Annotated in this window: 20 protein-coding genes; 19 read left to right on the forward strand and 1 reads right to left on the reverse strand. The window is 59.3% G+C overall.

Annotated features, from left to right (window positions below):
* Positions 1–19 precede the first annotated feature (19 nt).
* From AB9K37_RS18750 to AB9K37_RS18770, 5 genes are all read left to right on the forward strand, one after another.
* Complete coding sequence (locus tag AB9K37_RS18750) at positions 20–1,072, forward strand: ABC transporter permease (RefSeq protein WP_369841740.1); 1,053 nt, start codon at positions 20–22, stop codon at positions 1,070–1,072.
* Between the two features lie 105 nt (positions 1,073–1,177).
* Positions 1,178–2,125, forward strand: a complete 948-nt coding sequence (locus AB9K37_RS18755; protein ID WP_369841743.1) for a D-ribose ABC transporter substrate-binding protein — start codon at positions 1,178–1,180, stop codon at positions 2,123–2,125.
* Between the two features lie 239 nt (positions 2,126–2,364).
* Complete coding sequence (locus tag AB9K37_RS18760; RefSeq protein WP_369841745.1) at positions 2,365–4,023, forward strand: methyl-accepting chemotaxis protein; 1,659 nt, start codon at positions 2,365–2,367, stop codon at positions 4,021–4,023.
* 42 nt (positions 4,024–4,065) lie between these two features.
* A complete protein-coding gene (locus AB9K37_RS18765) occupies positions 4,066–6,825 on the forward strand; it encodes a PAS domain S-box protein (protein WP_369841748.1) in 2,760 nt (919 codons plus the stop codon).
* Positions 6,826–6,837: 12 nt separating this feature from the next.
* Complete coding sequence (locus tag AB9K37_RS18770; protein WP_369841751.1) at positions 6,838–8,280, forward strand: chemotaxis protein CheW; 1,443 nt, start codon at positions 6,838–6,840, stop codon at positions 8,278–8,280.
* Between the two features lie 4 nt (positions 8,281–8,284).
* Here AB9K37_RS18770 and AB9K37_RS18775 read toward each other — a convergent pair whose 3' ends face one another.
* Entirely contained in the window at positions 8,285–9,106 is an 822-nt protein-coding gene (locus AB9K37_RS18775) for a Rossmann-like and DUF2520 domain-containing protein (RefSeq protein WP_369841754.1), read from the reverse strand.
* Between the two features lie 204 nt (positions 9,107–9,310).
* On the opposite strand from AB9K37_RS18775, the gene AB9K37_RS18780 reads away from it, so the two are divergent.
* The 14 genes from AB9K37_RS18780 (at position 9,311) to AB9K37_RS18845 (ending at position 22,979) form a co-directional block, all read left to right on the forward strand.
* Positions 9,311–9,916 (forward strand): helix-turn-helix domain-containing protein, encoded by a 606-nt coding sequence (locus AB9K37_RS18780; protein WP_369841757.1) that lies wholly within the window; start codon positions 9,311–9,313, stop codon positions 9,914–9,916.
* A 104-nt stretch (positions 9,917–10,020) separates the two neighbouring features.
* Entirely contained in the window at positions 10,021–11,610 is a 1,590-nt protein-coding gene (locus AB9K37_RS18785) for an ABC transporter substrate-binding protein (RefSeq protein ID WP_369841760.1), read from the forward strand.
* A 73-nt stretch (positions 11,611–11,683) separates the two neighbouring features.
* Positions 11,684–12,790, forward strand: coding sequence for a M24 family metallopeptidase (locus AB9K37_RS18790; protein WP_369841763.1), 1,107 nt, complete (start codon positions 11,684–11,686; stop codon positions 12,788–12,790).
* Positions 12,784–13,791: an ABC transporter permease subunit gene (locus tag AB9K37_RS18795; RefSeq protein ID WP_369841766.1), complete on the forward strand. Its 1,008-nt coding sequence runs from the start codon at positions 12,784–12,786 to the stop codon at positions 13,789–13,791. Before AB9K37_RS18790 ends, AB9K37_RS18795 begins: the two co-directional genes overlap by 7 nt.
* Positions 13,791–14,681, forward strand: coding sequence for an ABC transporter permease subunit (locus tag AB9K37_RS18800; protein WP_369841768.1), 891 nt, complete (start codon positions 13,791–13,793; stop codon positions 14,679–14,681). The genes AB9K37_RS18795 and AB9K37_RS18800 overlap by 1 nt, the downstream gene beginning before the upstream one ends.
* 3 nt (positions 14,682–14,684) lie before the next feature.
* Positions 14,685–15,662, forward strand: a complete 978-nt coding sequence (locus AB9K37_RS18805) for an ABC transporter ATP-binding protein (RefSeq protein ID WP_369841771.1) — start codon at positions 14,685–14,687, stop codon at positions 15,660–15,662.
* Positions 15,659–16,612, forward strand: a complete 954-nt coding sequence (locus AB9K37_RS18810) for an ABC transporter ATP-binding protein (protein ID WP_369841774.1) — start codon at positions 15,659–15,661, stop codon at positions 16,610–16,612. The genes AB9K37_RS18805 and AB9K37_RS18810 overlap by 4 nt, the downstream gene beginning before the upstream one ends.
* 264 nt (positions 16,613–16,876) lie before the next feature.
* A complete protein-coding gene (gene katG, locus AB9K37_RS18815) occupies positions 16,877–19,051 on the forward strand; it encodes a catalase/peroxidase HPI (protein WP_369841777.1) in 2,175 nt (724 codons plus the stop codon).
* Positions 19,052–19,314: 263 nt separating this feature from the next.
* On the forward strand, positions 19,315–19,623 hold the full coding sequence (locus AB9K37_RS18820; protein WP_369841780.1) for a DUF2282 domain-containing protein: 309 nt from the start codon (positions 19,315–19,317) through the stop codon (positions 19,621–19,623).
* A 64-nt stretch (positions 19,624–19,687) separates the two neighbouring features.
* Entirely contained in the window at positions 19,688–20,539 is an 852-nt protein-coding gene (locus AB9K37_RS18825) for a DUF692 family multinuclear iron-containing protein (protein WP_369841783.1), read from the forward strand.
* Positions 20,523–21,278, forward strand: a complete 756-nt coding sequence (locus AB9K37_RS18830) for a DUF2063 domain-containing protein (protein WP_369841785.1) — start codon at positions 20,523–20,525, stop codon at positions 21,276–21,278. The genes AB9K37_RS18825 and AB9K37_RS18830 overlap by 17 nt, the downstream gene beginning before the upstream one ends.
* Positions 21,275–21,703, forward strand: coding sequence for a DoxX family protein (locus AB9K37_RS18835; protein ID WP_369841787.1), 429 nt, complete (start codon positions 21,275–21,277; stop codon positions 21,701–21,703). Before AB9K37_RS18830 ends, AB9K37_RS18835 begins: the two co-directional genes overlap by 4 nt.
* A gap of 95 nt (positions 21,704–21,798) precedes the next feature.
* Entirely contained in the window at positions 21,799–22,341 is a 543-nt protein-coding gene (locus AB9K37_RS18840) for a sigma factor (RefSeq protein WP_369841789.1), read from the forward strand.
* Positions 22,338–22,979, forward strand: a complete 642-nt coding sequence (locus AB9K37_RS18845) for an NrsF family protein (RefSeq protein ID WP_369841792.1) — start codon at positions 22,338–22,340, stop codon at positions 22,977–22,979. The genes AB9K37_RS18840 and AB9K37_RS18845 overlap by 4 nt, the downstream gene beginning before the upstream one ends.
* The last annotated feature ends 7 nt before the right edge of the window (positions 22,980–22,986 follow it).

A 22,986-nucleotide genomic window follows, 5' to 3' on the forward strand; every position in this document is an offset into this window, starting at 1 on the left:
CATACGGAGTTCCCAGATCATGTCTGCACTCAGTTCATCTTCGAAATCCTCGCGCTCGGGTCTGTTCGGCGAAGGCTTTGACCTTGGCCGCCTGCTGCTCGAAGGTCGCGCCTTCTTTGCCTTGATCGCGATTATTGTGATCTTCTCGATCCTGTCGCCCTTCTACTTCTCGGTCAGCAACTTCCTGACCATGTCCAGCCACGTGGCGATCTTTGGCTTCTTGGCCATCGGGATGCTGCTGGTCATCCTGAACGGCGGGATCGACCTGTCGGTCGGCTCGACCCTTGGCCTTTGCGGCGTGGTCGCGGGTTGGCTGATGCAGGGCGTCACAATCGAGGCCGCTGGCGTCATCCTGTACCCGCCGGTTTGGGCTGTCGTCCTGCTGACGCTCGTCCTTGGGGCCATTGTCGGCGCGGTCAACGGCGTGCTCATTGCCTACTTCAAGGTCCCTGCCTTTGTCGCGACCCTTGGTGTGATGTACGTGGCGCGCGGCGTTGCGCTCTTGATGACCAACGGCCTGACCTTCAACAATCTGGCGGGTAAGCCGGAACTCGGCAACACCGGCTTTGACTGGCTGGGCTTTAACCGCATCGCCAATGTGCCGATCGGTGTAATCATTCTGGCCGTCCTGGCGATCTCGGTCGGCCTGATGCTGTCGCGCTCGTCCTTTGGCCGCTGGCTCTATGCGTCTGGTGGCAACGCCCGCGCCGCTGAACTGTCCGGCGTTCCGGTCAAGCGTGTGCAGATCGCCGTCTACATGATGTCCGGTGTTTGTGCGGCAATCGCAGGTCTGGTGCTGTCCTCGCAGCTGACCTCGGCGGGTCCGACCGCAGGCACTACCTACGAATTGACAGCGATTGCAGCCGTTGTGATTGGCGGCGCAGCCCTGACGGGTGGCCGCGGCACAATTCGCGGTACCATGTTGGGTGCCTTTGTTATCGGCTTCCTGTCTGACGGCCTCGTTATCATTGGGGTAAGTGCTTACTGGCAGACCGTTTTCACCGGCGCCGTGATCGTTCTGGCCGTGCTGCTGAACAGCATCCAGTACAAGGCCAAGCCCAGAAAATCCTGAATTCTGCGCAGGGGCACCCGGCCAAAGGAGGAGCCGCCCCCTGCGAGATACCCGCCGGTCCGCTGGCACAGTTTCAAACAACCAAATCCAAAGGGAGAGACCACCATGTTCACCAAAGGTAAGCAGATCCTGCTCGCAGCAGTTGCAGCCGCACCCCTGATGGCGTCGGGCGCCTGGGCAGACGGCCTGATGACCATCATCGTAAACGACCCCTCGAACCCCTATTGGTTCACCGAAGGTGCCGTCGCCAAGGCAACCGCCGAAGAGCTTGGCTACGAGACCACCGTTGGCGCACACAAGGGCGACACCAACACCGAAAGCACCCTGATCGACACCGCGATCACCAACCAGGCCAAAGCGATCATCCTTGACCCCGCGAACGCGGACGGCTCGATCGGTGCGGTGAAGAAGGCTGTGGATGCGGGCATCCCCGTGTTCCTTGTGAACGCAGAGATCAACCAGTCGGGTCTGGCCAAAGCGCAGCTGGTGTCGAACAACGCACAGGGCGCGGCTCTGGGTGCGCTGCAGTGGGTTGAAGTCGTTGGCGACGAAGGCAAGTATGTCGAACTATTCGGCGCACCCTCGGACAACAACGCACAGACCCGTTCGAACGGCTACGAAACCGTTCTGACCCAGTACCCCGATCTGGAAAAAGTGGCGATGGAAGTGGCCGACTGGGACCGCACCAAAGGCTACAACAAGATGCAGTCGATGCTGCAGGCAAACTCGGACATCAACGCTGTAATCTCGGGTAACGACGAGATGGCGCTGGGTGCAATCGCAGCTCTGAAAGAAGCGGGCAAGCTGGAAGGCATGACCATCGGCGGCTTTGACGGTTCGCCCGACGCAGTCGAAGCAGTGAAAGCAGGCGAAATGGCCTACACCGTTCTGCAGCCCGTCGCCATCTTCTCGGAAGAAGCAGTGCGCCAGGCAGACCACTTCATCAAGACCGGCGAATTGAAGGTCGCAGAAGAAAAGCAGCTGTTTGACTGTATGATCATCAACGCGGACAATGCAGGCAACTACACCGCACCGTTCGTTCTGTCGGAGTAAATCCATAGGATTAAGATGTATCGAAGGGGCGCACTTGCGCCCCTTCTTTTTTGTCCAAAGCACACTCCATCAGATCAACGAGGGCAGAAGACCTACGTTAAACATCTATGACTCATACATTTTCTCAGCTGTTTAGCTCGCATGCCTTATTCCGGATCAGGTTCACCAAAAGATAGGCTAACGATGCCTGAGACTTGCCGTTGATAAGTAGGACGATTTCTGAACCGGCGAGACGAGACATGACCAACCTGAACCCTGAAACATGCGCAGCACTGGATATCCTATCCAATCCTATCATGGTCGCGCGGTCGGACATGACTGTGGAATACGTGAACAAGGCCGCGTACAGCATGTTTCAAGATCTGGAGGGCGCAATCCGTCAGGACTTGCCCGACTTTGATGTGAACCAGGTCATTGGCAAATCGATCGACCAGTTTCACAAGACTCCTTCGCGACAGCGCAACCTGATCAAAGGCATGACGGGCGCACACAAAGCTGGCTTTGTGCTTGGTGGTCGCACATTGCATTTCACTGCCACGCCCCAATTTGACGATGCCGGCAACCTACGATGTGTCTATGTCGAATGGACCGACCGCACCGAAGCCATTCATGCCGAAAATCAGGTCAAAGCACTGATCAACGGCGTCTCGACCATGTCCGACGCGCAGGCCAAAGGTCAGTTTAGCGCGCGGATCAACGACCCATCGCTTGATGCAACCTACGCCAAAGTCGCCGAGGGCGTGAACAACATGATCGCGCACCACATTGACATCAAGAATACCGTCATGGGCGCGATGAAGGCCATCGCGAACGGCGATACAGAAATCGAAGTCCCGGACCTCCAAGGCGAAGGCGTCCAAATCTCTGAAGCGATCGCGCAGGCACGCCAGAGCCTCATCGACGTATCACAAGAAATCTCGCGACTGACAGAGGCAATGACTGACGGCAACCTGTCTGTAGACATCGATCCCGAGCGTCATGTTGGTGTCTACAAGTGCATTGTCGAGGAATTCTCCAAAGCGTTCACCGGCCTGAATGCCAAAGTGTCAGAGGTTGATCGCCAGATCCATCACCTCAGTGCAGGCATCTCGGATGTGGCGTCAAGCGCGACCAGTCTGAATAAAAACACCCAACTGCAGTCAGAAAACGTCGAGCGTATCGCTGCCAGTGTGGAGCAGACCGACTCCATGGTGCAAGCCAACGCCGAAGCGACCAAGGGCTCGACCGAACTGGTCCGCAACGCAATGGCCGTAGTTACCGGCGGCAAGGGCAAGATCACAGAAATGGTCACCGCGATGGAGGATATTCAGAAATCCTCGAATGACATCAGCCGCATTATCAAGGCCATCGATGACATCGCGTTCCAGACCAATCTGCTGGCCCTGAACGCAGCGGTCGAAGCGGCACGCGCAGGCAATCACGGACGCGGGTTTGCGGTGGTTGCCCAAGAGGTGCGGAACCTTGCGGGACGTTCGGCCAAGGCTGCCCGCGAGACAGCCGATCTGATCGAAGACTCCACCAAACGCGTTTCGCTGGGGGCCGAATTGGCGGCAGAAACCGAGCATTCTTTTGCCACGATCGCCGAGAACATTGTGCAAATCGAGAGCGAGACTCAGCGTATCGAACAGTCCAGCCAAGAGCAGTCACGCGGAACTGCGCAGATCAGTCACGCCCTTGGCGCGTTCACCACAACGACCATGGAAAATTCGCAACAATCCGAAACGATGTCCGAGTCGGCACAGAATATGCAGAAGTCGATCCGCGAAGTTCAAGACGTGCTGCGCCAGTTCACCTTGCGGCCAGTTGCGCCCGGCTCTGCACAACCGGATTTCAGCAGCATGTCGCCCGACATGATGGCCCGAATCCAAGAGTACATCGCCGCGAATTCCGGCGCCTGAGTTAGAACAAACGGTCCGCAAGACTGAAGGAGAGTTTGCACCATGCCCGGAGATTTCCCTGCACCGCTGGTGACATCCGCATCAAAACTCATGATGGGCGCAAGCCTCGTGATGCAGGTGCGTTCCAAGGACGGCATGATTGTCAGTACCAACGATGTCGCCGATACGGTGCTGACCCCTAGTGGGCGCGACCTCGCTGGTACGCCAATCACCAATTATGTCCGCGAGGGCGACTACCTGCTCGCATCGCTCAGAAAAGCCGCGGACGAAGGCGGGCACAAGATGCTGCACCTTCATCTGAAGGACGATAAGCAGGGTGTAACCTTCTTGGTGCTGCATGGCCGAGGCGATCTGAACGACGGATCGCTTATGATCATCGGCAATCTGGTGCCCCAGGACACTGATCTTGTTGGGCAGATTTCGGCAATCGATCGTGCGCAGGCCGTGATTGAATTCGACCTCGAGGGGCGCGTACAATACGCCAACGAGAACTTCCTGCGCTTGATGAATTACACGCTCGAGGATGTGATTGGCCGCCACCACCGGATGTTCTGCCACAAATCCTATGCGGACAGCCCCGAATATACCGAATTGTGGAAAGCGCTGCGCGAGGGCGAAGTGCGCGACGGGGAGTTTGAGCGGGTCACCCGAAATGGACGCTCTGTCTGGATTCGTGCGAACTACAACCCGATCATTGGGCCCGATGGCAAAATCGTGCGCATCGTCAAATACGCGATGGACGTCACCGCCGTCAAAGAGGCGGCCGCTGAAAACACGGGCCGCCTGCGCGCGATGGGCAAGGCCATGGCCGTCATCGAATTCGAATTGAACGGTACGATCATTGGCGCGAACTCAAATTTCTGCAACCTGATGGGCTATCGAAAAGAAGAGATCGCAGGCAAACACCACAGGATTTTTGTCGACAACGAAGAGCGGGAAAGCCCCGCCTACAAGCAGTTCTGGCAAAAGCTGGGACGCGGCGAGTTCGATTCTGGTGAATACAAGCGCTATACCAAAGATGGCGAGCCGGTCTGGATTCAGGCAACCTACAACCCGATTACAGGGCCGGACGGCACCGTCATCAAGGTCATCAAGATCGCGATGGATGTGACGGAAGCCAAGGTCCAGACCAACGAGCTTGAGGGCGTGTTAGGCGCCGTGCAAAAGCACCACATGATGGTCGAATATGCGCCGGATGGCCGCATTCTAAAAGCGAACGGCAAGTTCTACGAAATGACCGGTTACACCAAGGGCGATCTTCCGGAGCTGTCCGCTGCGGCACTCTGGTCGCGCGAGGGCACACCCACGCTCGCCTTTAATCGTTTCTGGAACGAGGTTGCCGCTGGTCGCCCCACAACGGGAGAGTACCGGAAATATGGCGCAGGTGGGATGAGCTTCTTTGTTCAGTCGACCTATGCGCCGGTTTTGGACCTAAATGGCCGCATCGCCAAAATCGTCGAAGTAGCGCAGGACATCACAACCAACCGGATGCGCAACGCAGACTTCGAGGGCAAAGTCAAAGCGCTGGATCGCGCGCAGAGTATCGTCGAGTTCGACACAGATGGTCGCATCATTCATGCCAACAAGAATTACTTGGCGCTCATGGGCTACCAGCCCGGAGACGTGATCGGTGAACATCACAGCATGTTTGTGAGCCCAGAAGTGGCTGCAAGCGCGGCCTATGCTGAATTCTGGGCCAAGTTGACACGGGGCGAATATCACACGGGGGAATATGTCCGAATTGGAAAGGACAACAAAGAGGTCTTCATCTCGGCCAACTACAACCCGATTTTTGATATTGACGGCAACGTGGTCAAGGTCGTGAAGTTCGCAACGGACATCACCAAACGCCGCAAACGCAATGCAGAGTTTGAGTCAAAATTCGAGGCGCTGGACCGCTCGCAGGGCGTGGTGGAATTTGATCTCGATGGCAATATCCTCAAGGCAAATGACAACTTTCTGCGCATTATCGGCTACTCCATGCGCGAGATCAAAGATCAGCACCATTCGATGCTCTGCTCGCCGGATTACATCCGATCAAAGGAATATAGGGATTTCTGGATCTCGCTGGCCAAAGGCGAGACGCGCGATGGCAGGTTCCACCGGATGGGCAAGTTCGGCCGCGACGTCTGGATCCATGCCACCTATTCACCATTGGTCGATGCCAAGAACAACATCGTAGGGGTGATCAAGTACGCCCATGACATCACCGAAAAGGTGCAACTCGAAGAGGCGATCAACGACAAGACTCTTGCGATGACCCAAGCGGTGGCGCGTCTGGCAGGCTCGATCGAAGCGATCAATGGATCAACCGCTGATGCTCTGTCGCGGTCCAAGGACACCAAACAAAGCGCGGCCGCCGGAAACGAAGCGTTGGACAACGCTATCGACAGCATCGAGTTGATCGCAAAATCATCGAACGAGATTTCAGAGATGGTCCGTGTGATCAGCGACATTGCGAACCAGACCAATCTTCTGGCGTTCAATGCGGCCATCGAAGCGGCCCGCGCGGGCGAGTATGGCGTTGGGTTCTCGGTTGTGGCCGAAGAGGTCCGCAAACTGGCCGAGCGCAGTTCCGAAGCGGCAATGGAAATCACCAAACTGATTTCCGAGAGCACCAGCCGAGTCACGATGGGCACCGAACGGTCGCAATCGGCCAGCAAAGCCTTTGGCAGCATCGTCGAGGCCGTGGACAATACCGCGCAGTCGATCACGACCATTTCGGAACTGGCCAAGGATCAGGACTCGGTTTCGAAAGAAGTCGTCGAACTGATCGAGGCACTTTCTTCGGTGAACACTTAAAAGGGGCGGGCCATGGAGATCACGACCACCAACGAAGCCAAATCCAAAGCCTCTTCTGCGAAGCATGCCGGAGAGGACACGTTGGCGGTCATTGATCTAGGTGAATTCAACGTGGCCGTCCCCGTGACACAGGTGCGCGAAGTCGTGCCCTGCCCTGCCCAATTCGACCCTCTTCCTTCTATCGAGCAGGGCGTTCTGGGCTGTTTCGCGCTGCGCAGTCAGATTGTGCCTGTGCTGGACCTGCCGCAATTTCTAGAGCTCAGCACCGGGACTGAGACATCAGAGCGGAGCGTGGTCGTCATTCTGACACACGAAAAGATGCTCTTGGGGATCGTGGCCCAATCCGCCGTGAAATTAGTCAAACGCACGGACTGCGACGCCCACGAGCTGCGGCACAACAACCGGGCCAAGCCCTCTCGGATCGTGGGCAAGATGGCCACGGACAATGAGATGGTTTTCCCGCTGCTTGACATCAAAGAGCTGTACTCGGAGAGCGTCCCGCTGGTCAGAGATTCCCGCGAGGCCAAGCGCAATCTGGACCACAGCGACCGCTTTTTGTTATTTGAAACCGATGGCATCCAGATGTGCCTGCCCATCACCCAGATCGAGACCACGATCCCTTCTTCCGAAGTCAATGGCTGGAGCGCTCGCAGCGAGATCTGCTGCGGTACAATCAAGTCCCATTGGTACGAACTGGCCTTGCTAGACCCGCTCGCACTCTTGGGTCTGTCCTCGGGCAGTTCGGATACCAAGCGGACCTCGGCCGTTGTGGTGCGCCTAAAAGACGGAGACCGGTTCGCGATCCGTGTCGACCGCGTGGTCGATATCATTCGTATCAGCGAGACGGATCTTGGCGCTGTGCCCGACACCATTTACGCGTGCCCTCATCTGATACAGGGCATTGTATCTCGGGACGACCAAGACAACTTCGTTGTTCTGCACTATGCCGCGATGCTAGAAGAGCCCCGTATCACGGACCTTGGCAAAGTCTCCGTCAGGAACACAAATGCCGAAGACAAAGCCGCAAATAGCGGTCAACATCTGCAATGTCTGCTCCTAGATGCCGAAAAGCCCTGTGCCATCAACCTCGAACAGGTGATCGAGATTATCCCATGGCGCGAGGATATCGGCGGACCGGACGCCGACGGGTTTGTTCGCAGCATCAGCAACCGCAACGAATTGCTGCCGATATACTGCCTCGCGTCTATCTTTGGCCTGCAACCGGGGACATTCACAAAAAGATCCGCCGTGATTGTCGTGCGACGCAATCGCAAGCGGGTCGGACTGCTGATCAAAGAGTTGATCGCTGTCGAAATGTTGGCGCTCTACCAACAAAACAGCACCGTCATGAATGCGATGGCGCGACGCCTCACGCGCTCGACCGTCAATCTATTCGAGATGGTGGATACAGAAACCCTGCCACTGACAGCGTCCTCTAACGCTCTATCCGCCTAATCCGTTAGGGTAGCGTTTTTCCGGTTGCTTTGAGCCGACCTGCAAGGGTGCTTAGATCGCGATAAATGCGCCCCGCATCTGGATGCCACGCGCTAACCTCTTTTGCCTGCGCGTCTAAAACCGCCCGGTCCCCCCGCGCGGCCGGCCCCGTGAGGGCCGCTTGCGATCCAAGTTTTGCGACATTCGCCGCCGCCCCACCCAAGAGCTTGTCCCGTAGCGCAGTCGCGACGTCATCCGGCACGCCGGCCTCGGCCCACGCTTCCGCCGCGACGGCCTGCAAGACGACGGCAAAGTTAATCGAGAACACCGCCGCGGCGTGATAGAGAGCTTTCTTTTCCGCATCTACTGGAAACGGCTCACCGCCCAAGCGCGAGACAACATCCGAAACCAGCGCGGCCGCATCTTCATTCCCTTCGACCGCACAATAAGTCCCCGCGAACTGATCCCGCGCACTAAATGGATCGGCAAAGCTAAGCACCGGATGACAACTCGCCGTGTGCCATCCCGCCTCCAGAAGGGGCCCAAGCACCGCTGACGACAGACAACCACTGCAATGAACAATCGCCGAAGGCTTTGCCCCAGACGCCGCAAGTTCCGCCGCCGCCGCCGCAATCTGGTCATCTGGAACAGTCAGAAACCATAAGTTCGCAGGTCGCATCTGCCCTAGTCTGGTAACAGCCCGCCCGCCAGCGGCTTCGACAGCGTCCTCGGCGGACATTATAGATCGACTAAACACATCCTGCGTTTGGATCCCTTTTGCCCCTTGGAACAAGAGCATGAATGTCCGCGCGACCTTGCCCGCACCGATGACATTGACTCGCAGCATAGTCTCTCCATTTGCGTTGACGTGGGGGAACACTTCGCGCTTGCCCCGAGGTCGCGTTAGCCTTGTTCTACTAACACAGATGCTCAATTTCCACGCATCATGAATGGCTTAGTAAAAAAATTTTACCAACAGAAAAAAATTTATTGCGTTTATTGATCATGTGGTCAAATACTCGCGGCCATGCAGAGTGACTCACCCACACTTATGGACAAACCCACAGGGCCACAGCTCGGCGCGCTGATCCGAAAGCGGCGCAAAGGGCTGGGGATGACCCTGCAGGGCCTGAGCGAAGCGGCAGGCGTTTCGGTCGGGTATGTCAGCCAGATCGAACGGGATCTGGCGGTGCCGACACTTGGCACTCTGGCGCAACTGGCCGAAGGGCTGGACGTGCGGCTGGAGTATTTCATCAAAACCAATAAGCCGACCGATGCGATCAGCCGCGCCGCACAGCGCGAGCAGTTTTCGCTGGCAGGATCCTCGATCACTTACGAGGCGCTGAGCAACGATTATCCCGGGTCGGAAATGTCGTCCTACATCATGCACGTTCCGGCGGGCTACCAGTCCGAGACCGTGTCCCATGAAGGCGAGGAGATCATTTATATTCTCGAGGGACAGATCGAACAGTCCCTCGACGGTCAGACCTTTACCATGCGTCCCGGGGACAGCCTGCACTATAGCGGCACTGTTCCCCATGCATGGGCCAACCTGACCGACCATCCGGCGCGCATACTCTGGACCGGAACGCTCAGCGTATTAACGGTCAACGACCAGCGTCGGCTCCCCCCCGCCTCGACCGAGGGCGAGGGTTAAGTTTCCGGCCCATCGCGGCCGGAGAGCAGATCCGCACAAGCGGGCAAACGGTGCATCAGACACCGGAAATCCACACCATTAGAGTCAACATGGAGGTTGATCGAATGTTACTTAAGGCAAAAATGCTAGGCATGGCTGCGGCTATGGCTCTGACCGCTGGCGGCGCGCATGCGCAGGCTCTGGTCTACTGCTCCGAAGGGTCGCCCGAAGGTTTTGACCCCGCGCTCTATACTGCTGGCACCACCTTTGATGCGTCCAGCCACCCGATCTACAACCAGCTGGTCGAATTCAAGGTCGGCACCACCGAGACCCAGCCCGGTCTGGCCGAAAGCTATGAGGTTTCGGAAGATGGCATGACCATCACTTTCAACCTGCGTCAGGGCGTGAAATTCCACTCGAACGACATGTTCACCCCGACCCGCGACTTCAACGCGGACGACGTGATCTTTACCTTTGATCGCCAGGGCAACCCCGAGAACCCCTACAACGAAGTGTCCGGCGGTACTTGGGAATACTTCAACGGCATGTCGATGCCCGACCTGATCAAAGAGATCGAAAAGGTTGACGACTACACCGTTGCCTTCCACCTGAACCGCCCCGAAGCGCCGTTTATCGCGAACATGGCGATGGACTTTGCCTCGATCGTGTCCAAAGAATACGCAGATGCCATGCTCGAAGCGGGCACCCCCGAGATGGTGAACCAGTCGCCCATTGGCACCGGCCCGTTCACGTTCCAAGCCTACCAGAAAGACGCCGTTGTCCGCTACGTGCGCAACGACGACTACTGGGGTGAGCCTGCAAAGGTCGAAGCGCTGATCTTCGCGATCACGCCCGACGCGTCGGTCCGTTACCAGAAGGTTCAAGCTGGCGAGTGCCATGTCATGGCCTACCCGAACCCCGCTGACATCGAAGCGATGAAGGCTGACGACGGCGTCGAAGTGCTGGAGCAAGAGGGCCTGAACGTCGGCTATCTGGCCTACAACACTCAGGTTGCCCCCTACGACAACCCCACCGTCCGCAAGGCGCTGAACATGGCGATCGACAAGCAGGCGATCATCGATGTGGTCTTCCAAGGCTCTGGCCAAATCGCCAAGAACCCGATCCCGCCGACCATGTGGTCCTACAGCGATGCGACCGTGGACGACGCCTATGATCCCGAAGCCGCCAAGGCGATGCTCGAAGAAGCCGGCGTCAGCGATCTGTCGATGAAAATCTGGGCTATGCCCGTTCAGCGTCCCTACAACCCCAACGCCCGCCGCATGGCAGAACTGATGCAGTCGGACTTTGCCGAAGTGGGTGTGGACGTCGAGATCGTGTCCTACGAGTGGGGCGAGTATCTGGAGCGTTCGAAAGCCACCGACCGTGACGGCGCAGTTCTGCTGGGCTGGACCGGTGACAACGGCGATCCGGACAACTTCCTTGCTGTTCTCTTGGGCTGTGATGCTGTGGGCGGCTCGAACCGCGCACAGTGGTGCAACGAAGAGTTCGACGAAGTCGTAAAGGCCGCCAAGGTGACCAGCGACCAAGCCGAGCGCACCAAGCTCTACGAAGAAGCTCAGGCGATCTTCAAGGATCAGGCACCTTGGGCCACCATTGCGCACTCGGTTGTGTACATGGTCACCCGCCCCGAGGTTGACGGCTACGTTGTGCACCCGCTGGGGGGCCACATCTTCAACCAAGTTGGCCTGAAGTAAGCGAACGTTTGACAATCGGGATCGGCGCGCATTCCAGCGCCGGTCCCTTTTTTGCATTATTCCCGAGGGACACATGACTGGCACTCTCTCTGACAGGCTGGCCGATTACTCCGCCGTGGCGCGTAGCCTTGGCGTCGACGCAGTCGCGCTGGTCCCCGGCCCGAACTTCACCCGCGTGGTCCACCACCCGTTCATGAGCAATGAGCGCCCTTTTGTGCTGGCCGCCTGCGCCGACGGACGTGCCGCAGCGATCGTCCCAAATCTGGAGCTGCAAAGCTGGGAGCTCGTCGGCTTTGACGGACCCGTGTTTGATTGGCGCGATCAGACCGGCTATGCCGAGGCATTTGCGGGCTTCATGGACTACCTGAACGCCGACAGCATCGCAGTCGAAGGTCAGGTCATGCGGGTTTTTATCCACCACGCGATGACTGCCGCCCGCGCTGGCGTGCAAATCGTGGACGCAGAGCGCGAAATCTCGGCCCTGCGGATGATCAAAACGCCCGAAGACATCGAGGCCATGCGCACCGCGATCCAGATTTCGGAACGCGCTTTGGAACGCACCCTCGAAACGATCCAGATGGGCCACACCGAAAAGCAGATTGAGCAGGCGCTGGTCCTGAACCTGTTCGCCGAGGGCGCGTCTGACCACGCCTTTCGCCCGATCGTCGCCGCTGCCGAGAACTCTGCCCGCCCCCATGCCGAGGCCCGCGATGTCCCGATAAAATCCGGCGACGCGTTGTTGTTTGATTTTGGCGCGCGCTGGGGTGGGTTCTGTGCGGACATCACGCGCACCTTTTTCGTTGGCCATGTCGCAGACGAAGACGCGGAATTGTACGATACCGTCCGCCGCGCAAACAACCGTGGCCATGAGATTGCTCGTGGCGGCGTCACCGCGCACGAGATCGACGATGCGGTCACCGGCGTGCTCGAAACGTCGCCCTTTGCCGAATACATCCGGACCAAGACCGGCCACGGTCTGGGCCGCGAAGTGCACGAAGCCCCCTACATCATGCGCGGCAACCACATGACCCTGCCCGCTGGCACCGTTTTTACCAACGAGCCCGGCCTCTACGTCCCTGGACGTCTCGGGGTGCGCATTGAGGATGACGTGCTGATCACCGACGCAGGGAGCACATCCCTTACAACCTTCCCGACCGAACTACGGGTGCTGGAATGCTGAAATATTTCGCCTCGCGTCTTCTGACGTTTATCCCGACCTTTATCGGCGTCACGCTGATTTCGTTCGCCTTTATCCGCCTGCTGCCCGGTGACCCGATCATCGTGATGGCAGGTGAACGCGGCATGTCCCCCGAACGCCACGCAGAGCTGACCGCCCAATACGGGTTTGACCAGCCGATGTACGTGCAGTTCTGGAATTACCTGACCGGCGTTGTCCAAGGCGACTTGGGCAATTCGTTTGTGACCAAGCGTCCGGTGTGGGACGAGTTCTTTGCCCTCTTCCCCGCGACGCTGGAGCTGTCGCTCTGCGCGATGATTTTCGCTGTGGCTCTGGGCCTGCCCGCTGGCGTGATCGCCTCCGTGAACCGCGGCAAGTTCTTTGACCGCGCGTTGATGTCCACCGCGCTGATCGGATATTCGATGCCGATCTTCTGGTGGGCGCTGCTGTTGATCATCGTGTTCTCTGGAATCTTGCAATGGACGCCCGTGTCGGGGCGCATCGATCTAGTCTACTACTTCCCGAATGCGAGCGGCTTTATGATCTATGACGCGATCATGTCCGGCCAGTCGGGCGCGCTGTGGTCCGCGATCCGCCACCTGATCCTGCCGACCATCGTTCTGGGCACCATTCCTCTGGCGGTCATCGCCCGCCAGACCCGCTCCGCGATGCTCGAAGTTTTGGGCGAAGACTACATCCGCACAGCCCGTGCCAAGGGCATGTCGCCGTCGCGCATCAATGCTGTCCACGCCCTGCGCAACGCGCTGATCCCCGTGATCACCGTGATTGGCCTGTCCGTGGGCACCTTGCTGGCTGGCGCCATCCTGACCGAAACGATCTTTAGCTGGCCCGGCATCGGCAAGTGGATGGTCGATAGCATCTTCCGCCGCGATTACCCCGTGGTCCAAGGCGGTCTGCTGCTGATCGCCGTGATGGTGATGATCGTGAACCTGACCGTCGATGTCCTCTATGGCATCATCAACCCCAAGATTAGGAAACGCTGATGACCGAGATGTCCAACACTCCGTCCCGTCCCAGCGCCCTGCGTGAATTCTGGTACTACTTCCGCGAAAACCGTGGGGCCGTGATCGGCCTTTGGGTCTTTGGCGCCTTTTTGATCGTCGCCGCACTGGCCCCGTATATTGCGCCTCATGACCCGACCATGCAGTACCGTGGTAACATCCTGCAGCCCCCTGTTTGGCAAGAGGGCGGCAGCTGGCAGTTCCCACTGGGCACCGATCCTTTGGGCCGCGATATGCTGTCCCGCCTGATCGTCGGGGCGAGGTTCTCGTTCTTTGTCGGAATTGTTGTGGTCTCGATCGCCTCGGCTGGGGGGATCATCATCGGGCTTTTGGCAGGCTTCGCACCTCAATGGCTCGACACCACTATCATGCGCCTGATGGACATCATTCTGGCGTTCCCCTCGCTGCTGCTGGCCTTGGTGCTGGTGGCCGTTTTGGGACCATCTCTGACCAACGCGATGATCGCCATCGCCATCGTCTTGCAGCCCCACTATGTCCGCCTGACCCGCGCCTCGGTCATGTCCGAGCGGCAAAAGGACTACGTGACCTCAGCCCGTGTCGCCGGTGCTGGCCTAATGCGGCTGATGTTCATCACGGTCCTGCCCAACTGTCTGGCCCCGATCATCGTGCAGGCGGCGCTGTCGTTCTCGACCGCCATTCTGGATGCGGCGGCCTTGGGCTTTCTGGGGATGGGCGCACAGCCCCCGACCCCTGAATGGGGCACCATGCTGGCCGAAGCGCGAGAGTTCATTCTGCGCGCGTGGTGGGTCGTGACCTTCCCTGGTGTGGCCATCCTGATCACCGTTCTGGCGATCAACCTGATGGGCGATGGCCTGCGCGATGCCCTTGATCCCAAGCTGAAAAGGAGCTGAGACATGAGCCTCCTCCGTATTCGCAACCTGAGCGTCGAGTTCTCGACCTCGACTGGCATGTTCCGTGCTGTGGACAGTGTGGATCAGGACGTCGCGAACGGCGAAATTCTGGCCATCGTGGGCGAGAGTGGATCGGGCAAGTCCGTGTCCATGCTGGCGCTAATGGGCCTGTTGCCGTGGACCGCCAAAGTGACCGCCGACGAGCTGTCCTTTGACGGGCATGACCTCTTGAACATGAGCGGCAGGGAACGCCGCCGGATTATCGGCAAAGACCTTGCCATGATCTTTCAAGAGCCGATGTCGTCGTTGAACCCCTGCTTCACCGTGGGCTGGCAGATCAAGGAAGCCCTGCGCAAGCATCTGGGCATGGACCGCGCCGCGCGCCATAAGCGGGCGATCGAACTGTTTGAACAGGTCGGCATTCCCGCGCCGGAAAAGCGTCTGTCGTCCTTTCCCCACCAGCTGTCTGGGGGCATGAACCAGCGTGTGATGATCGCTATGGCGATTGCCTGCAAACCCAAGCTGCTGATCGCGGACGAGCCCACAACTGCGCTGGACGTGACCATTCAGGCGCAAATCCTCGACCTGCTGACATCCCTGCGCGAAGACAGCGGGATGGGGTTGGTTCTGATCACCCACGACATGGGAGTGGTAGCGGAAACCGCGCATCGCGTCAGCGTTCAATATGCGGGTCAAAAGATCGAAGAGCGTCCCGTCCGCGACCTGTTCCGCGCCCCGCACCACCCCTATTCGGACGCCCTGCTACGCGCCCTGCCCGAGCGCGCCACCGAAAAGCGTCTGCCGACGATCCCTGGCGTGGTGCCCGGCCAGTTCGACCGGCCCGCAGGCTGCCTTTTTAGCCCGCGCTGCCAGTTCGCGAACGATCACTGCCGTACGATCTCGCCTGCGCCTTTGGGCGCCGATCTGGGCTATGCCCGCTGTCACTACCCGCTGAACACTGACCGGAGGATCGCGTCATGACCGATGCGCCTGTAATGACCGCCACCCATTTGGCGCGCCACTATGCCGTCGGCGGAGGACTCTTCAGCAAACCGCAAACACTACGCGCCGTGCAGGACGTGGACTTTGAACTCTATGCAGGCAAGACGCTGGCCGTGGTAGGCGAGTCGGGCTGCGGCAAGTCCACGCTGGCCCGAATGGTCACCATGATCGAGGAACCCACCAGCGGTACTCTGACCTTGGACGGGAACGCGGTGACACCCGACCAATGGGCGTCCCTGCGGCAGTCGGTGCAGATTGTGTTCCAAGACCCCTACGGATCGCTGAATCCGCGGCAGCGGATCGGGCAAATCCTGATGGAGCCCTTGGTCATCAACCGCCCTGACCTGTCCAAGTCCGAGAAGGAAGATCGCGCCCGCCAAATGCTGAACATGGTCGGCCTGCGCCCTGAACATTTCGACCGCTACCCGCATATGTTCTCGGGTGGTCAGCGCCAGCGGATCGCTATCGCCCGCGCCCTGATGCTGGACCCCAAAGTGCTGGTGCTTGACGAACCTGTGTCTGCGCTGGACCTGTCGATCCAATCGTCTGTGCTAAACCTGCTGACGGATCTGCAGGAACGTCTGGGACTGGCTTATCTGTTTATCTCGCACGACCTGAGCGTCGTGCGTCACGTGGCCGATGATGTCATCGTGATGTATCTGGGCCGCGCCGTGGAAAAGGGCAGCAAAGAGAACGTGTTTCAGAACCCCTCGCACCCCTACACTCAGGCGCTGCTGTCCGCGACTCCGGTCGCCGACCCAGAGCACCACAAGGAACGGATCAAGCTGACGGGCGAATTGCCATCGCCCCTGAACGTGCCCGCGGGTTGCGCCTTTGCCCCGCGCTGTTGGAAAGCCACCGACAAATGCCGCGCGGACCGGCCTGAGTTGATGGGCGAACGACATCTGGCGGCGTGTTTCTACGCTTGACCGCTATATATGCTTGGTAAGTCAAAGCCCCTGCGCAGCCGGTCTGCGTGGGGGCTTTCTCATGCTGCAGCGCAGGATGCGCGTGCAGAAATTGTGATAATATGAAATTATCACAACAAGAAAAACATACGATTATATTTTATCAACACCAATGCATACTGTCCTCAGCAAGGCGCTTCGAAAACGATTCTAAAGTTGCTGGAACTTTAGGCGATCGAGGCCACTTTAATTGCAAACCAACGTGAATGACTCGGAGGAAAAACAATGGACGGCAACGCACCGATGACTGGCAAATGCCCGGTGATGCACGGGGGACAAACCTCAAACGAAAATTCCGTCACCAGCTGGTGGCCGAATGCTCTGAACCTCGACATCCTGCATCAGCATGACACCAAGGTTCAGCCCTTTGGCCCGACCTTCAACTATCGCGAAGAGCTGGAAAAGCTGGACGTCGAAGCGCTGAAGCAAGATCTTCGTGATCTGATGAAGGACAGCCAAGACTGGTGGCCCGCAGACTGGGGCAGCTATGTCGGCATGTTCGCCCGTGTGGCTTGGCACGCAGCGGGATCGTACCGTCTGGCTGATGGCCGTGGTGGTGGCGGCACCGGCAACCAGCGCTTTGCGCCGCTGAACAGCTGGCCCGACAACGTGAACACCGACAAGGGCCGCCGTCTGCTGTGGCCGATCAAGAAGAAGTACGGCAACAAGATTTCGTGGGCCGACCTGATGATCCTGTCGGGCACCATTGCCTACGAAGTTGCTGGCCTGAAGACCTTTGGCTTTGCCTTTGGCCGCGAAGACATCTGGCATCCCGAAAAGGACGTTTACTGGGGCGCTGAAAAAGAATGGCTCGCACCGTCGGACAACCGCTACGACGACGTGACCAAGCCCGACACCATGGAAAACCCGCTGGCCGCTGTGCAGATGGGTCTGATCTATGTGAACCCCGAAGGCGTGAATGGTCAGCCCGACCCCATGGCCACCGCAGCACAGGTCCGCGAGACTTTTGCCCGCATGGCCATGGACGACGAGGAAACCGCAGCCCTGACTGCAGGTGGCCACACTATCGGCAAATGCCACGGCAACGGCGACGCGGCAGATCTGAGTGCAGATCCCGAAGCGGCTGATGTCGAATACCAAGGCATCGGCTGGATGAACACCAAAGGCCGCGGCATCGGCCGTGACACTGTCGTATCCGGTATCGAAGGCGCTTGGACCAAGAACCCCACCCAGTGGGACATGGGCTGGTTCGACATGCTGTTCGGCCACGAGTGGGAACTCAAGAAGAGCCCCGCAGGCGCTTGGCAGTGGGAGCCTGTTGACATCAAGGAAGAGGACATGCCGGTTGACGTCGAGGACCCCTCGATCCGCCGCATGCCGATCATGACCGATGCTGACATGGCGATGAAGGTGGACCCCGCGTATAACGCGATCTGCCAGAAGTTCATGGCGGACCCCGAGTACTTTGCGGACACCTTTGCGCGCGCTTGGTTCAAGTTGACGCACCGTGACATGGGCCCCAAGGCACGTTTCTTTGGCCCCGATGTGCCCCAAGAAGACCTGATCTGGATGGACCCGATCCCCGCAGGCACCACCGGATACGACGTCGCGGGCCTGAAGGCAGCGATTGCCGCCAGCGGTCTGACCGTTGCGGACATGGTGAACACCGCTTGGGACAGTGCACGCACCTATCGCGGGTCTGACATGCGCGGCGGTGCAAACGGCGCCCGTATCCGACTGGCCCCGCAAAAGGACTGGGACGGTAACGAGCCCGAGCGTCTGGCCCGTGTCCTTTCGGTGCTGGAGCCCTTGGCCGCGCAGTTCGGTGCAAGTGTTGCGGATACCATCGTGCTGGCCGGTAGCGTCGGCGTCGAGATGGCCGCGAAAGCCGCCGGTCACGATATCGAAGTGCCCTTTGCCCCCGGCCGCGGCGACGCAACTGCCGAGCAAACGGATGCAGAGAGCTTCGAACCGCTGGAGCCCATCCACGATGGCTACCGCAACTGGCTGAAGAAGGACTACATCGTCTCGGCCGAAGAGATGATGCTGGACCGCACGCAGCTCTTGGGTCTGACCGCGCACGAGATGACCGTGCTGGTCGGCGGTATGCGCGCCATGGGCACCAACCACGGTGGCACCAAACACGGCGTGTTCACCGACCGCGAGGGCGCACTGACCACGGACTTCTTTGTGAACCTGACAGATATGGCCAACACCTGGCATCCGATCGGTGACGGCACCTATGAGATCCGTGACCGCAAGTCCGGCCAGTCCAAGTGGACCGCCAGCCGCGTGGATCTGGTCTTTGGTTCGAACTCGATCCTGCGGGCCTATGCCGAGATCTACGCCCAAGACGATGGCACCGAGCCCTTCCTGAAGGCGTTCGTCGCGGCATGGACCAAGGTCATGAACGCGGATCGCTTTGATCTGAAGGCCTAAGGCCTGCTCTCCCCGCACGGGCGGGCACCAAAATATCCAAGGGCGCGGCTACGGCTGCGCCCTTTTTGTTTCAAAGCTCCTCCAATGGCCGAGCAAAAATCCAGAAAATTCCCGCGAAAACGGCCGATTTCTGTAACACCCATCACGGATTCCCCAACCGCCATAACGGGGGTGTGAGCGCCGTAACGATGGGCCGCCTCTCTGCGAACTGATCAGTGAAGGGCAACGGAGAACGCCCTTTGATTTAGTGATGGAGAGCTAAAATGACCGCATTGAAAAACAACATCGTTCTGGGTGCTTCGCTGGCCTGTACTCTGGGTGCCATGGCAGCCATTCCCGCACACGCGGCGGATGACATGGAGAAATGCTATGGCGTAGCGCTGGCCGGTCAGAACGACTGTGCCGCTGGCCCCGGCACCACCTGCGCCGGCACATCGAAAGTCGATTATCAGGGCAACGCATGGAAGCTGGTCCCTGCAGGTACCTGCGTCAGCATGGAGCTGCCTTCGGATGACATGGGCAAATCGCGCATGGGCTCGCTCGAGGCTCTGACCCGCGACATTCCTGCCTAAGACGCGCTTGGGGGCGCTACCCCAACGGCGCCCCCTTTCCTTCATTTGCCCCAAAGGTATTGCCATGACCGGACTTCCTGCATCTGTCGGCGTCGGCTTCAAGCCCGACCATTTCACCGCCATCCGCAACGACGCGCGGCGCGTGGACTTCTTTGAAATTCATGCCGAGAATTACATGGGCGCTGGCGGGTTGCCGCACGCACAGTTGACCGCTCTGCGCGACGACTATGCCCTGTCCGTGCACGGAGTTGGCCTGTCCATCGGCGGACAGCGCGGTTTGGACGCAGATCACCTGCAGCGCCTGAAAACCGTATGCGACCGCTATCAGCCCGACAGTTTTTCCGAGCATCTGGCATGGTCCAGCCACGGGGCCGAATACCTGAATGACCTGCTGCCCCTGCCCTACACACAGGAAACACTGCAGACCATCTGCGACCATATCGATCAGGTCCAAGAAGTTCTGGGCCGCAAGATGCTGCTGGAAAACCCCTCGACCTATGTGCTGTTCGAACAATCTACGATCAGCGAAACCGATTTTCTAAAGGCGATCATTCAGCGCACCGGCTGCGGGCTGCTGCTGGATGTAAACAACGTCTTTGTGTCCTGCACCAACCATGGCCAAGACCCCTATGACTACATTGCCGCGTTCCCGCTGACTTCGGTCGGGGAAATCCACCTTGGCGGTCACAGTACCGAAGAATTGCCCTCTGGCCCCCTTCTGATCGACGCCCACGGTTCGCCCGTGGCTGACCCCGTGTGGTCCCTGTTTGCCCATGTCATCGCGCAGACTGGCGCGCTGCCCACGCTGGTCGAATGGGACAACGATCTGCCCGACTGGCCCATACTGGCGGCCGAGGCCCGCGCTGCTGCAGACATTCTGGCACAAGGAGGGGCACGCCTTGACCTCGCATCATGAAACACTGGCGGCGTTCGACCGCGCCCTGACAGGCGGTCCGCTGCCCACAGGTATCACCGCACTCGACCCGTCAGAGGCCGAGCAGCGCTTTGACGTCTACCGCAATAACGTGATGGTCAGCCTGACCGAAGCGCTGAACGCCCGCTACCCCGTGATCCGGCGGCTGGTCGGTGACGCGTTCTTTGGCGCGATGGCGCGGGTGTTCATCGAGCATCACAAGCCGACCTCGCCCGTCCTTCAGGAATGGGGCAAAGAGTTTGCCATCTTCCTCGACCGGTTCTCGCCGCTAAAGGAGTACCCCTACCTCGGTGATGTGGCGCGGATCGAATACGCGCGCGGTGTGGCCTTTCACGCAGCAGATGCCGAGCCGATCGCAGCCAGCACGCTGACCAGCGCCAACCCAGAAACCTTGCGCATGGGGCTGCATCCGTCGGTCCAAGTTCTGAAATTGCGCTATGCCGCAGTGTCGATCTGGACACGCAATCAGCCCGGCTTCGAAACGCACCCCATCGGCCACAGCGGTGAAATCGCATTGGTCCTGCGCGACCGCATTTTCGACGTGCCCGTCGCAGCAATTAGCCCGGCCGAAGCTGAGATGATCGAAGCCCTGCGCATGGGGCGCCCTCTGGCCTCTGCCGCCGCGTCGGGATCGCTCAAGGATCCGATGTTCAATCCGCAACCATTGCTGGTCAGTCTGATGCAGGCCGGAGTGCTGACCGAAGGGAGCCCCAAGACATGACACCGATCACCAAATTGAACGCGCTCGGGGACCGCATTCCGGCATCCTTCACCGCTCTCGCCTTGCGCATTTTTCCCGCTGCGGTGTTCCTGCAATCAGGCCGCACCAAGGTCGAGGGGGTCTCGATCAAGGACAGCACGTACTTCCTGTTTGAACACGAATACGCCCTGCCCCTGATCCCCCATGAACTGGCCGCAGTTTTGGCCACACTGGCCGAACACATCCTACCCGCCCTGATGATCATTGGCCTCTTTACCCGCCTGTCAGCTCTGGGCCTGTTGGTGATGACCGCGACGATCCAGATCTTCGTCTATCCGGGCGCTTGGATCACACACGGGCTCTGGGCCTCAGCCCTAATCGCGTTGATCGCCATGGGACCGGGGCGCATTTCGGTGGATCACAAGTTGGGGCTGGATCACACGTGACACAGACAGCCATGCTTGCCCTCTCTGCCAATTGCGCCGCACGGCCCGCGCCGTATACTCAGACCAAACGGGGCGACACGTGCGCGGAGGAGAAAGTGGCCGAACCGGACGAATTCGCAGAGCTGTTAAGACGCGCGAATGCAGGGGATGGTCCGGCCTTTGCGCAGTTCCTGCGCCGCATCACGCCCGCAATACGGACCGTCATCCGCGCCAAAGGCAGCAGCCTGCCCGAACACCAGCACGAAGATATCCTCCAAGAGGTTCTGCTGGCCATCCACCTCAAGCGCGGCTCATGGAAAGAGGGAACGCCCGTCAAACCATGGGTCTATGCGATCACCCGCTACAAGGTCGTGGATGCCTTTCGCCGCCGGGGCGCTATCATTCACGTGCCGATCGAGCCGTTTTCCGAAACCCTCGAGGATCTGTCGGCCGCTGTACCGCTGGCGGGCAAGGACGCTGAATACATGCTGAGCCATTTGGACGGGCGCGGCGCCGCGCTGGTGCGATCTATGACCCTCGAAGGCGAAAGCGCCGAAGATGCAGGCGAAAAGGTGGGGCTCTCGGCCTCTTCTGCGCGGGTGGCCCTGCACCGCGCTCTGAGACAACTGGCACGCATTGCCGAAAGGACCAAGAATTGACGACCCCTCAGGACACCGACGCGTTCATCGCCGACCTCGCTGCGCGCCCTGCGCCCGAGCCGCTGGACCTCTCCCGCGCGGCAGGATGGATCGGCGTAGCTCTTGCCATGGGTCTCGGTGGAATTCTCGCCATCCTTGGCATTCGTGCTGATCTCGGGGCGGCACTCCAAGAACCTGTCACGCTGGCAAAGAATATCGTGCCACTGTTGCTGGCTGGTCTCGCCCTGCCCTTTGCTTTGTCGACCTCGCGCCCCGCGGCAACACCGCCCTTGTGGATGCTGATCCCGCCTGCGCTAGTGGCCGTCGCGCTGTTTGTGATGCAACTATCAAACACGCAACCCGCAGCCATCGGAACAGAGATCATGGGGCAAACTGCGGCTGCTTGCCTCGTGTCGATCACGGCCATTTCAGCCCTGCCCTTGATCGCCGGAATACGCTTGCTGCGCAAAGGGGCGACGACGCGCCCTACACGCACCGGCGCACTTCTGGGTTTGGCGATTGGTGGGTTGGCCGCAGCTGGCTACGCCCTGCACTGCGACGAGGACTCACCCTTGTTCTATGTCACGTGGTATGGGCTAGCGATCTTTATTGCTACGGGGATAGGCGCCTTTGCCGGCCACCGATATCTAAGATGGTGAGCCGCAG

This window comes from Donghicola sp. XS_ASV15, assembly GCF_041224595.1.
In the GTDB taxonomy this organism is placed as follows: Bacteria; Pseudomonadota; Alphaproteobacteria; order Rhodobacterales; family Rhodobacteraceae; genus Donghicola.